A 12,729-nucleotide genomic window follows, 5' to 3' on the forward strand; every position below is an offset into this window, starting at 1 on the left:
TCAGCTGATGCTGGGGGCTTTGTTATGCCCGTCTTCTGGGTGGGACTCCCATCTCACCTGATGCAATAGCCTCAGGATACTTATAACAAATGTTCATATGTCATCGCTAACAGGACTGAACCAAATTACGTTTTAACTGCTATATTAAAATGACATATAAATGGGGAGAACAGCAGTATGAAACGTATAAATCCTATAACACTAGCTTTGGCTAGTAGCTTTCTTGTCGCTCCAACGGCAATAGCACAAAGTGCTGATACAAATGACAGTGCAGAAGTTGAAGAGGTTATCCAGGTTGTCGGTTCTCGTTTGTCAATGAGAACTGCTACTGACGGTGCAGCTCCGGTCGACATTATTAGCGGAGAAGATCTAGCCGCCACAGGGATGACTGATACTGCAAAAGCCCTCCAATATGCGGTACCAAGCTTTAACTTCCCATCATCTTCTATTACGGATGGCAGTGACGCTGTTAGACCGGCCTCATTAAGAGGCTTATCGCCTGATCATACGCTTGTGCTTATCAACGGGAAACGTCGTCACAGCTCTGCCTTAGTACACCTAAATGGAACAACAGGGAGAGGTAGCTCAAACGTTGACCTTAACGCAATACCAATGTCCGCTATAAAACGGATTGAGGTCTTAAGAGATGGCGCTGCTGCACTTTATGGTTCGGACGCTATTGCTGGTGTCATTAACGTTGTGTTGAAAGACAATTCAGAGGGCGGAAGTGCGAGCTTTCAGCTTGGCCAAACACATAAAGGCGATGGAGAACAATGGCGCGCATCGGCTAGTACGGGATTTTCGGTGGGTGAAGACGGCGCGTTGACGTTGTCTGGAGAGCTTCACCACAAAAACCGTACCAATAGAGCCGGGCCAGATACTCGGCAACAGTATCCATTGCTTGAAAACGGTGACCCAGATCCCCGAGAAGAGACTTTTGATAGACAAAGTTTTCATATTGGCCAAGCTGAATACGAGAATGCCTCTTTATTTGCTAACTTCGATATGACTTTGGGCGAAGGTAGGCTTTATGCCTTTGGCGGCATGAGTGACCGCAAATCTGAGTCCGGGGCTTTTTACAGAAGAGCGATTCAAAATGGCGCTTATGAGGATGATGCTGGCCAAACATTACCAGAGATCTATCCTGACGGGTTTCTGCCTATTCTAGCACCAGATGTTAAAGACTATTCTACCTACGCCGGCTACGAGTGGTACCTAGGGGAATGGACTTTAGATTTTAGTGGTGGTTATGGTATTAGTGAGTTCCAGTACAACGTTGAAAACTCATTGAATGCATCTTTGGGACCCGACGTAACGCCAACGTCGTTCGATGCGGGAACATTGACTAATGAAGAGGCAAATATCACGTTCGATGCCCAGCGTTTTGTCCCGTTTATGAACAATTCTGATTTATCGGTTGCCTTTGGCGTAAGCTACAGAGACAACACTTACCAGATTGAAGCTGGCCAAGAAGAGTCCTATATAAAAGGAAATTACGAAGCCGATTATGCCATAAATGGTTTTGCCGGCGGGAGTCAGGGCTACACAGGCTTTAGACCTGACGCAGAAGTTAACCAAAGCCGTGACAATGTTGGCGTGTACTTCGAAACCGAAAACCAGCTAACTACAGACTTTATGTGGGGTGCAGCGGTACGCTATGAAGACTATTCAGACTTTGGTGACAATACGAGCTGGAAGGTATCCGGACGCTACGACATTACGGACAGAATAGCGGTACGTGCCGCGGTTAATACCGGTTTTAGAGCACCCAGTGCCCAACAACTTTATTTCACCAACATCTCGACTTTGGCTGTTGATGTTGATGGTGAGACAGTTCTGCAACGCTCTGGAACCTTTAACTCTCTGAGTCCGGTTACAGAGGCTTTGAATATCCCTGATCTTGAACCAGAAGAATCTGACAGTATCAGCGCAGGTATTGTCTGGAATGGTTATGACGGTTTGGCCATTACATTAGACTATTTCCGAATCAATATTGATGACCGCATTATTTTATCAAACCAAGTGCTTCCGGGGGACTCGCCGGCTGTAGCCGATGCGCTAAGCACGGTGTCCGCAGAAAATGCCCGATTTTTTATCAATGCAGTTGATACAAAAACAGAAGGCTTGGATATTGTTGCGAGCAAGACATTTAGCTTAAATGACTTTGGTGAGCTAAAAGCACAACTTGCTTATGGCTTTAATAACACGGAAATAGAGTCAGTTAATTTGCCGCCACTTTTTGACGGGCTGGAATCGGTATTATTCGATTATGATGAGAAAGTGCGAATGACCGACTCAACACCGGATCACAGTGGTTCCTTGGGCTTTACTCACTCACTAGGAAACTGGAAAACAGACGTACGCTTTAATTACTTTGGAACTTACATTATTGGTGACTATGACGCTGGTGAAACGGCTGAAGAAGCCAACGATACGTACGGTCCAAATTGGGTGACTGACATTTCAGTAAAATATTCATTTTCTGATGACCTAAGCTTAATTGTTGGCGGTCAGAACGTGTTTAGTGAGTATCCAGAAGAGCAACCTGTAGAGAGCGCGTTTGACACGATATTTAAGTACCCTAATACGAACTCTCCCATTGGGTTCAACGGTGCTTACTTCTATTCCGAAGTCGAGTACAAGTTTTAAATTCTCGAAAACTTAGTAAAAACCGCCATTATTTGGCGGTTTTTTTATTTTCGGCAACCTCACTTTCGATAAAACCCCGGGAAAACAACTGGTTACTCGTTGGCATGGTTTATGAAAGCAATACTATTAAAGTGAATTAATAGGTGTGGAGTAGATTATGTCCGACAAGAAAACGGTTTGGCTCATTGTAATTGCGGTTATTGCGTTTCTATTGTTTGGGGATGAGATTATTGGTTTAGCAGGGTCTATTTTAGGAGCTGCTGTAGAGTTGTCAGTTTCATTAATTGTTTGGTTACTCATTGTTGGCGGTGTGTTTTTCGTAGTTACAACGGTGTTTGGTAGTACGCTACTTGGCTTCTGCGCAGCGTTTATAGCATTGGTGCTAAGTGGAATTAGTTTTTTCTGGCCACTTTTACTCTGTCTTTTCGTTCTTTACTTAGTGTTTCGCAAACCGAGGGTTTCTAGGGCTCCATAATTAAGTGTAAGATAGTGCATTATTAGCTAATTATTGGAATAACAATGCGCACATTACTGGCTGGTATATTTTTACTACTAACAACATCGGTGGTATATGCCGATGTTGTTAGCTTTTCTGAGGGGTGGGCGCGAGAAAGCATACCCGGAGCGGAAAATGGAGCCGCTTACGGCAAGCTAACCAACCCATCTCAAGAAGCTCTGATTATAAAGGGCGTGAGGGGGTCTGTTGCAGACAAGATAGAAGTCCATACTCATGTGATGACCGATGGAATGATGTCGATGCAACAGGTAAAGGCGCTTGAATTACCTCCAAATGAACAAATAACCTTTGAACCCGGAAGCTATCACTTTATGTTATTTGGACTCTCGTCACCGCTGAAAAGTGGGCAATCGTTTGATTTGCAATTACACTTTACCAATGGTGAAGCCCAGCCAATTACTATTCGTGTTAAATAAAACGTCGTATTAAGGATGAACATGTACAAGAAAAGCATTATGGTTGCCGCTACTTTAGCGTTAACGCCGACACTAGCAAACGCTGACACTGTTTTAGGTTTATATCTTGGTGGCCAATACTGGGATACCGATGCCAGCGGTGAATACGTGGTAGGCTCAGAAGGATATGACGCAGGCTTTGAAGATAAGGGGCAAGGCAGTTATTACGTAGCATTAGAGCACCCCATCCCATTAATCCCTAACGTAAAGATACGTGAGAACTCACTTGAGTTTGATGGTGGGTATGGGCGTAATGACTTTAGCCACCGTGACTATATTTTTTATTACGAGTTTTTCGATAACGACATTATCTCGTTTGACGCGGGTATTAATGCAATGGACTTTGACGGTACGGTTCGTACACCGGTAAGCACGACTTTTGGTCGACAGGACTTCTCGGTCACTGTTCCCACAGCTTATCTTGCAACTCGTGTTGGTATCCCAATGACCGAACTAACTCTGTTTGCAGAAGCCAGTGCTTTAAGCGTGAAGGATTCAAAAGTACAGGATGCCCAAATTGGTATCGAATATCGCTTGGTTGAAAACCTGGCAATCGATTTGAATCTGCATGCCGGTTACCGCCACTCTGTCATTGAATTAGATGATGTTGACGATATTTATTCTGACGTCACCTTCAAAGGTCCTTTTGTGGGCTTGGAAGTACATTTCTAAATAACTCGAATACTGCTTATTCGCTTGCAGTTGTACAACCTTATAAGCTAAATTGTTAGATGTTTGTAACGAATTAAGCGGAAGGCGAATGAGCAGTCCCCCAGATGAGCCGCTGTTCCTTCATGATGACGATGAAGAGATCAAGGTAGACAAGCCCAAGGACTTTTGGAAAATCCTGATTGTCGATGATGATCAGGAGATTCATGCTGTCACAAAAATGGCTCTCGCCGATGTCATTATTTCAGACAAACCCCTTCAATTTTTGCATGCGTATAGCGGTAGCGAAGCGCTCGATCGTTTAAGCGAGCACGATGACGTTGCTATGATTTTACTGGATGTTGTTATGGAAACTGACGACGCCGGTTTGAGAGTCGCGCAGGATATTCGAGAAAAGCTCGCTAACGATGAAATACGTATTGTGTTGCGAACGGGACAGCCCGGGTATGCACCGGAAGAAAATGTCGTAAAAGCGTATGACATCAATGACTATAAAACAAAAACTGAACTCACTCGTAGTCGCCTGTTAACCACTGTTTTCTCGGCGGTGCGTTCTTACCAACAGTTAAAAACCATTAATGAAAATCGCCGTGGCTTAAGAAAAATTATTCATTCTGCTTCGAATTTGATGGAACGGCACTCCATAGTGAATTTTTCCGAAGGTGTCGTTACTCAAATTGCTTCACTGCTTGGCCTAAACGCAGAAGGCATTGTCGGCGCACGAGCTCCTCATAAAGATAATGATATTTTAGTACTGGGGGCTGCTGGTCACTTTGCGAACAGCATACATAAAAGTTTATCGACGCTAAACTCTGAGGAAATAGAAAGATCTGTTCGTCAGTGTCTGAATGAAAAGCGACACATTCAGACAGAGCACGCAACGGTATTTTTCATCGACGGGCAAGAGCATCAGGCTGCGGCCTATATTGAGACTGACCAAAAAGTGGCTGAGTACGATCAGGAGTTGCTGGAAGTCTTTTTAGCCAATATTGCTGTCGGGTTTGAAAATGCGAATTTATTTGAAGAGCTACGCACTGCTGCTTATCTTGACCCGCTAACCGGCATTCCTAACCGCGCTGAATTTACGCGAAAGCTTCAGGTTATCTCTGAAAAGCCCTGCCAGGAAACCGCCATAGCCGTGGTGGATATTGACCACTTTTCAGATGTGAACGATGGCCTCGGCCAGGATATAGGCAATCTACTGCTACGTTCCGTTGCGCTTCGACTTACCGAACAACTTGGTAATGAAGTCTTTGTTTCCAGAATTTCAGCGGATGTTTTTGGCATAACAGGTCCTAAAGCTATCGTCACGCCAGACAACCTTAACCAACTGTTTATGTTGCCGTTCAGAGCCGGCGAGCATTACATACCGCTGCAAGTCACCTGTGGCTTTACCTCGGCGGAAAATACCGAACGAGTTAACGGTAAAGGTCTTTTGAAGCAGGTTTATATTGCACTTAAAAGTGCGAAAACTCATTCATTCGAGCGCTTCGATTTTTATGAACCCATTATGGAACAAGAGACTCAGCGTCGTCTCGAACTGATCAGAAAGTTAAGAGCTGACTTTGCGGATAGAAAACTGCAGGTCTGGTATCAGCCCCAGGTTGACCTGAAGACTCAGGAAATTATTGGTGTTGAAGCACTATTGCGCTGGCCACAGAGCGATGGAAGTTTTATTTCACCGGCTGAGTTTATTCCCTTGGCGGAGTACTCGGGGCTTATTGTCGATATTGGCTCCTGGGTCATCGAAGAGTCTTGCCGACAAATTCAAGCCTTTGATGAAAGTGGCCTGCCTAACTTACGTATCGCCATTAATGTATCGGTTCCGCAGTTCAGAAAACGGGACTTCCCCGAATTGGTTGAGCGACAAATTGAGCAGTCAGGTATATCGCCTGAGCGTGTTGAGCTGGAAATTACAGAAAGCATTCTGATGGAAGAGCCTGAGTTAGTCGCAGATATTTTAAAGCGACTCAAGCTTCAAGGCGTGAAAGTTGCTATTGACGATTTCGGTGTCGGTTTTTCTTCGCTCAGTTATTTACAGAAACTCCCGCTTAACCGAATTAAAATTGATAAAACCTTCGTGAATAACTCCGCCCATAAAAGCGGGCAAATCATTATTGAGACTATTGTGGATATGGCCCATCGACTGGGTCTGGAAATTCTGGCGGAAGGTATTGAAGAAACAGAGCAGCGGGATTATTTCATTGGTCTGGACTGCCGGGAGGGGCAAGGCTTTTACTTCGCCAAGCCCATGCCGGCTAATGAGCTTATTCAATTATTGAAAGAGCAAAAAGACTCTTACTGATATACCTCAACAGAGTCGGCATCCATAGTGTAGCCAACGACGGCTAGGTCGCCTTCTTTGCGTTCCACCTTAATCGTACCCTCAATCCATACGGCATCGTAGGTGTTTTCATAAGGGACACCTTCTTCGTATTCAACATGAATAATCTGGTTGGGCGGCGGTGGTGGCACGTGAATACAGGCGCCGAAATAAGGCACTAGCAAAAATTCAGTGACGTTGTCAGCGTCGCCTTCAAGCTGCACCACATAACCGGGTATGCGTACGTTTTTGCCATCCAAAGACTCAACCACAGGTGCATCTAAGTTAGTTTGCTTATCCTCTTCAGGGTTAGCGTCATAGTAAGACTGAGGCTTAACCGGTGGTGGAGTAAAACCTTCAGGAATTAAGTCTTTCCAGCCAATTTTCTCCGCTGCGAACGTCGGCATTGCAACGACCAAAAACATTAACGCTAATAACTGCTTCATACTTTCACCGTAAGTCCGTCTGCTAAAGACTGGCGATACGCTCGCCAGGCTGGAATTAAACTTAACACAAAACCGGTAACTACCACGAGCCCTAAGCGCCACCACTCAGCTATTGTTGGCCATGCAAAGCTCAGAACAATGCCGGTCTGCGACTGAATAACGCCGGCCAGCGACCATTCGAGCAAGTACAGCAAAGCCAACCCGCTTGCGGCGCCTACCAATGTCAGTAACAAAGCTTCACTGACTAACAAACCGAAGACAGTGCCCGGCCCTGCTCCTACTGCTCTTAAGACCGCCATTTCGCGACGGCGTTCCCGTAAGCTGGCAAGCATAATGGTCAGCATGCCTAGTAACCCAATAAGTACTACCATCGAGGATATAACGGTTAACGCTTGTTCGAATACGCGCAGAGTCTTCCACAACTCTTGCAGTGTCATACCGGGTAATAATGCTGTGAGTGGCTCCGGTTTATAGGTGTTAATTTGTCGTTGAAGCCTTAACGCCAGCGGTTTGGCTTTGAGCCCGAGTAATGCAGCGCTAATGCTCTCTGCAGGAGGGTGAGCGTGGCTGTCACCGTGGTCATGTTCGTCATGGCTTTCGCCACCATGAATAACCTCAAGGCTCGTTAAGCTGGTTAAAATAGTCTGGTCAACGGGTGTCCCTGTGCGTTTTAAAATACCTACGATAGTTAGTGGGTGATCATCGTGTTCACTAAAGCTAATGCCACCACTGCCATGCGCAATGGTAATGTTATCACCGACTTTCTTGTTTAATTTAGACGCAGCTTCAGCGCCCAGTACAACCTGATTTTCACCTTTAAAAGCGTCGCCGGAAGCAAAGGTTAGTGACTGCTTACTACCGTATCTAAAGTGTTTAAAGTAGTCCTCAGTAGTGGCAACAACGGGTAGACCGCCGACGCTGTCACCCAGTGAAATTGGCACTGCCCACTCCACTGCGGGGCGTGAACGAATGTCATCAAAAGCATCCCAACTCATGTTGTTGGTCATGCTACCAATATGAAAAACGGACGACAGCAGCAGCTGTATCTGACTGGTCCTGGCTCCAATAATTAAGTCCGTTCCCGAGACCGTATTAGCAAAGTTTGTTTGCACTTGTTCTCGCGTGCGTTCGACAGCAAGTAGCAAGGTGACACTGACTGCAATAGCAATAACAGTCAGCAGAACACTCGCACGGCGATTCAGCAAACTTTTAATGGCCAGCTTTATCATGCCGTTACTCCTGCTTTGTTGAGGTCATTGAGTTCAACATGGGAGTCAAAGTAGCGAGATAAAGCGGCATCATGCGTGACAAAAATCACCGTAGTATTGTTCTTAGCGGACAGTTCGAGAAGCAATTGAATAAAGCTGTCACGGTGCTCAGCGTCGAGTGCTGATGTCGGCTCGTCCGCGATTAAAAGTGGTGGTGCGCCTAACAAAGCGCGTGCAGCAGCAACCCGTTGTTGCTGACCGACGCTGAGGGAGTGCGCGGGCTGTTGAATCTGGCTCTCGCTTAAACCTAAACGTTTCAACATATTGTGAGCTGAGGCTTCTGGTGTCTCGCCAGCCTTTGCAATGCGCTCTTTGCGAATGCTTGAAAACTGACAAGCTAACAAAGCATTGTCCAATGCAGACAAATAAGGCAAAAGATTAAACTGCTGAAAGATATAACCGATGTTATCGGCCCGGAACCGATCTCTCTGGCGTCCGGAAAGTTTAGAAAGCGGTGTGTCGAAAAGGCTCAACTCACCTTTTTGCGGTGTATTAATGCCGGCCAGCAGCGATAACAGAGTGGACTTCCCACTACCGCTGGGGCCGCGTAAAAGCAGAGTTTCGCCGTTCTGTACTTGCCACTCGGGTATTTCTAATGTGGCGGGTTCATTGCGCTTCCAGGAGAAGCTTAAATCACGAACAGAAACGGCGATCATAGATACTGCCTTCTAACGTTAAGAATTTACGACTTCTGAGCGCGCTCAAATGACGTTTTAATCTCTTCTTTAGCTGACGCTGCGTTTTCCCAGCCGTCTACTTTAACCCACTTGCCTTTTTCAAGCTCTTTATAACGTTCGAAGAAGTGAGTAATTTGAGCTTTCAAGAGCTCTGGCAAGTCGTCCACGTCATTAATATGATCGTATTCTTTGGTCAGTTTACTGACAGGAACAGCAATAACTTTCGCATCTTCACCAGACTCGTCAGTCATTTTTAATACGCCAACAGGACGGCATTTTATCACGCAGCCGGCTTGCAGTGGGTATGGGGTTGGTACTAAAACGTCAACCGGGTCGCCATCGAGTGACAAGGTTTCATTAACGAAACCGTAGTTTGCAGGGTAGAACATTGGCGTTGCCATGAAACGGTCAACCACTAATGCACCTGTGTCTTTGTCGACTTCGTACTTAATTGGGTCGGCGTTTGCCGGAATTTCGATGATAACGTTGACTTCTTCTGGCAGGTTTTTACCTGCAGGTACGTTTCCTAAGCTCATAATACTTCCTATTTTCAATATAAAAGTTATACAGATTGCGCGATTATAGCTGTTCGGCTTTATCGTGCAATATCGCTAAAGGTCTAATACGGTTTCGGATATTTCTTATGATACTCCATGCAAACGTCAACTTCGTTTGCAGAGCCCAGTACAACGGCAACCCGTTGATGAATATGCTCAGGCACAATATCCAGAATACGCTGATAGCCGTCCGAAGCTTTGCCGCCAGCCTTTTCAACCAACATTGCCATGGGGGCTGCTTCATACATTAAACGCAATTTGAAAGGCTTCTTGGGCTTACGAGCGTCCCACGGGTAAGTAAACAATCCGCCTCGAGAAAGCACCCGGTGTACGTCAGACACCATGGCTGCGTTCCAACGCATATTAAAGTTCTTGCCGCGCAGCCCTTCTTTGCCTTCGAGTAAGTCGTTGATATAGGCTTTAATTGGGTCCGCCCAGTGGCGGCGGTTTGACATGTTGATAGCAAACTCTGTCGTGTCTTTTGGAATTTCTGCTTTTTCTTGCGTTAACAAAAACTCGCCAACGGTTTGGTCCAGTGTGTAAATCCGTACCGATTTACCGGTAGTGAGCACCATCATGGTAGCCGGACCATACAATACATAACCTGCGGCAACTTGGGCCTTACCCGGTTGCAGGAACATTGACTCGCTGGTCTCTTCACCTTCCGGCTTTCTTAGTATCGAAAAGATAGTGCCTACGCCGCCGTTAATATCGATATTAGAGCTACCATCGAGTGGGTCAAAAGCGACCAGGTAATGGCCGGAGTTAGGGCTGTCGACAACGGAGTCTTCTTCTTCGGAAGCGACGGCGTGTACATTAGGCGACTCCAGCAACAGACTTTTCAGCAGTTGGTTGGCTACCACATCGAGCTTTTTCTGAGTTTCTCCCTGAATGTTTTCATCCAGCGTTGAGCCCAGCACACCGGCTAGTGCGCCCTGATGAAGTCGGAACGAAATTTCCTTGGCTGCAATTTGAATGGTGTTAATAACGGATATGAGCGACTCGCTGGTTTGGTCGGCTCTCAGTGTAGGCAATAAGCGTTTCATAACAGTTCCTGCAGCTTAAAATGTTGGTGCGTTAAACGACATGTTTTCGAGGGCGCAAATGATACCTTATTTTTTAGTAAAAATCCTGTTTGGCGTTTTTGACGTGGTACACTTTCGCTTCAGTAACAAATAGATGAATTGGATTGACGCATGCATATTCATATCGTCGGTATTTGCGGTACCTTTATGGGCGGTATCGCCGCTATTGCCCAGCAGCTTGGACATAAAGTAACAGGCTCTGATGCCAGCGTGTACCCACCAATGAGCACTCAGCTGGAAAATTTGGGCATCGAGTTAATGGAAGGTTATGCCGAAGCGAATTTAGAACCTAAGCCCGATTTAGTTATTATCGGCAATGCATTGAGCCGGGGGAATCCAGAGGTTGAAACAGTACTGCGTGAGCGGCTTCCTTATGTCTCTGGTGCGCAATGGCTGCATGACAATATACTGACCCAACGCTGGGTTCTGGCGGTTGCAGGAACCCACGGTAAAACCACAACGGCCAGTATGCTGGCGTGGATTCTGGAGGATAACGGTTATAATCCAGGGTTTATGATTGGTGGTGTGCCGGGAAACTTCTCTGTCAGTGCAAGGTTGACCGAGTCGGATTTTTTTGTGATTGAAGCCGATGAATATGATACGGCGTTTTTCGATAAGCGCTCGAAGTTTGTACACTATGCCCCCGACACACTGGTGTTGAATAATCTCGAATTTGATCATGCCGATATCTTTGATGATCTTGCCGCCATTAAACGACAGTTTTCGCACTTGCTGCGTGTTGTGCCAGACTCCGGTCAGGTTATTTATCCAACCGAAGACAAGGCGTTAAACGAAGTTGTTGACGGTGGCTGCTGGAGCGACAAAGTCCAGCTGGGTAAAGACTGGTCTGCAAAGCTCAACAACGAGGATGGCACGTCCTTCGAGGTGATGCATGAGGGAGACGCGGTCGCAACCGTTGAATGGTCTTTATTAGGTGAGCACAACGTTAATAACGCCATGATGGCTATTATTGCAGCTCGTCATGTTGGTGTTCCGGCGGAACAAAGTGCTGACTCCTTAAGCCGCTTTCAAAGCCCTAAACGACGCATGGAACTGATTGGCGAACATAACCGTATAAGAGTCTATGATGACTTTGCCCATCACCCCAGCGCAATTAAAACAACGCTGAGAGGCTTGCGCTCTCACCTGCCTGATTCGCGCATTGTTGCGGTACTGGAACCACGCTCAAACACCATGAAAATGGGTGTTCATGCTGACGCGATGGAAGAAGCGTTGAGGGCTGCCGATGAGGTTTTTGTACTGCAGCCTGACGGCTTAAAGTGGGAGCTGGCGCGGGTGTTACCGAATGCACACGTTTTCACTAGCACCGGGCAATTACTCGAGGGGTTGCTACATGAAGCGCAGCCGGAGGACTCTGTCGTTATAATGAGTAATGGTAGCTTTGATGGTTTACACCAGCGCTTTCTCAATGCGTTGCAACAAAGCCAGGAGGCCTAATGAAACAGGATAATAGAGTCACGGTCGCGATAACCGGCGCATCGGGTGCACCTTATGCACTGCGTTTGATACAATGCTTGCTTGATCAGGATCAACAGGTGTTTTTGTTGATATCCAGCGCAGCCAGAGTGGTTCTGGCAACCGAGCATGGTATGCAGTTGCCGGCCGCCCCTGACAAAGCGGCTGAACAATTACGTAAATACTTTTCAGCCAGCGACGATAAGCTTCAGGTTTTTGGTAAAGAAGAATGGTTTTCGCCGGTGGCGTCCGGCTCGTCTGCGCCCGGGAAAATGGTGGTTTGTCCCTGTTCAACCAGCACCTTATCGGCAATAGCTTGTGGCAGTAGCAATACGCTTATAGAGCGGGCCGCCGATGTCGTTATGAAAGAGCGTGGGCAGCTTATTTTGGTTCCTCGCGAATCGCCATTGTCGACCATACATTTGCAAAACATGCTCCAGCTAAGTCAGCAGGGTGTCACCATAATGCCGGCAGCACCTGGCTTTTATCATAAGCCTGAGAGCATTGACGATTTAATTGATTTTATGGTCGCCCGAGTGCTTGATCATTTAGGGTTAGAGCAGAAGCTGGTTGCGCGTTGGGGCTACTCAAAGGAGTCATAGTACAG

General features: G+C 46.5%; 12 protein-coding genes. 7 read left to right on the forward strand and 5 right to left on the reverse strand.

What is annotated here, in order from left to right:
* Positions 1-177 precede the first annotated feature (177 nt).
* The 5 genes from CWI73_RS08075 (at position 178) to CWI73_RS08095 (ending at position 6,595) form a co-directional block, all read left to right on the forward strand.
* The gene (locus CWI73_RS08075; RefSeq protein ID WP_126752312.1) at positions 178-2,649 is read left to right on the forward strand and encodes a TonB-dependent receptor plug domain-containing protein; all 2,472 of its coding nucleotides are present in this window, start codon (positions 178-180) and stop codon (positions 2,647-2,649) included.
* A gap of 157 nt (positions 2,650-2,806) precedes the next feature.
* A complete protein-coding gene (locus CWI73_RS08080) occupies positions 2,807-3,124 on the forward strand; it encodes a Sec-independent protein translocase family protein (RefSeq protein WP_126752313.1) in 318 nt (105 codons plus the stop codon).
* Between the two features lie 44 nt (positions 3,125-3,168).
* Positions 3,169-3,582: a copper chaperone PCu(A)C gene (locus tag CWI73_RS08085; protein WP_126752314.1), complete on the forward strand. Its 414-nt coding sequence runs from the start codon at positions 3,169-3,171 to the stop codon at positions 3,580-3,582.
* A 21-nt stretch (positions 3,583-3,603) separates the two neighbouring features.
* Complete coding sequence (locus tag CWI73_RS08090) at positions 3,604-4,293, forward strand: TIGR04219 family outer membrane beta-barrel protein (protein WP_126752315.1); 690 nt, start codon at positions 3,604-3,606, stop codon at positions 4,291-4,293.
* An 88-nt stretch (positions 4,294-4,381) separates the two neighbouring features.
* Positions 4,382-6,595: a GGDEF/EAL domain-containing response regulator gene (locus CWI73_RS08095; RefSeq protein WP_126752316.1), complete on the forward strand. Its 2,214-nt coding sequence runs from the start codon at positions 4,382-4,384 to the stop codon at positions 6,593-6,595.
* Here CWI73_RS08095 and CWI73_RS08100 read toward each other — a convergent pair.
* The 5 genes from CWI73_RS08100 to CWI73_RS08120 form a co-directional block, all read right to left on the reverse strand.
* Complete coding sequence (locus CWI73_RS08100; RefSeq protein WP_126752317.1) at positions 6,589-7,059, reverse strand: DUF3299 domain-containing protein; 471 nt, start codon at positions 7,057-7,059, stop codon at positions 6,589-6,591. The genes CWI73_RS08095 and CWI73_RS08100 overlap by 7 nt on opposite strands.
* On the reverse strand, positions 7,056-8,288 hold the full coding sequence (locus tag CWI73_RS08105) for an ABC transporter permease (RefSeq protein WP_126752318.1): 1,233 nt from the start codon (positions 8,286-8,288) through the stop codon (positions 7,056-7,058). The genes CWI73_RS08100 and CWI73_RS08105 overlap by 4 nt, the downstream gene beginning before the upstream one ends.
* Positions 8,285-8,983 carry an ABC transporter ATP-binding protein gene (locus tag CWI73_RS08110; RefSeq protein WP_126752319.1) on the reverse strand — a complete coding sequence of 233 codons (699 nt, stop codon included), beginning with the start codon at positions 8,981-8,983 and terminating at the stop codon, positions 8,285-8,287. Before CWI73_RS08110 ends, CWI73_RS08105 begins: the two co-directional genes overlap by 4 nt.
* Positions 8,984-9,009: 26 nt before the next feature.
* Entirely contained in the window at positions 9,010-9,540 is a 531-nt protein-coding gene (gene ppa / locus CWI73_RS08115) for an inorganic diphosphatase (RefSeq protein ID WP_053953863.1), read from the reverse strand.
* 83 nt (positions 9,541-9,623) lie between these two features.
* Entirely contained in the window at positions 9,624-10,607 is a 984-nt protein-coding gene (locus CWI73_RS08120; protein WP_126752320.1) for a class 1 fructose-bisphosphatase, read from the reverse strand.
* Positions 10,608-10,757: 150 nt separating this feature from the next.
* On the opposite strand from CWI73_RS08120, the gene mpl reads away from it, so the two are divergent.
* Together mpl and CWI73_RS08130 are read left to right on the forward strand one after the other, a co-directional pair.
* On the forward strand, positions 10,758-12,104 hold the full coding sequence (mpl, locus tag CWI73_RS08125; protein ID WP_126752321.1) for a UDP-N-acetylmuramate:L-alanyl-gamma-D-glutamyl-meso-diaminopimelate ligase: 1,347 nt from the start codon (positions 10,758-10,760) through the stop codon (positions 12,102-12,104).
* Positions 12,104-12,724: a flavin prenyltransferase UbiX gene (locus CWI73_RS08130; RefSeq protein WP_053953866.1), complete on the forward strand. Its 621-nt coding sequence runs from the start codon at positions 12,104-12,106 to the stop codon at positions 12,722-12,724. Before mpl ends, CWI73_RS08130 begins: the two co-directional genes overlap by 1 nt.
* Positions 12,725-12,729: the final 5 nt, after the last annotated feature.

Origin of the sequence: Idiomarina piscisalsi (assembly GCF_003987095.1) — a bacterium.
In the GTDB taxonomy this organism is placed as follows: domain Bacteria; phylum Pseudomonadota; class Gammaproteobacteria; order Enterobacterales; family Alteromonadaceae; genus Idiomarina; species Idiomarina piscisalsi.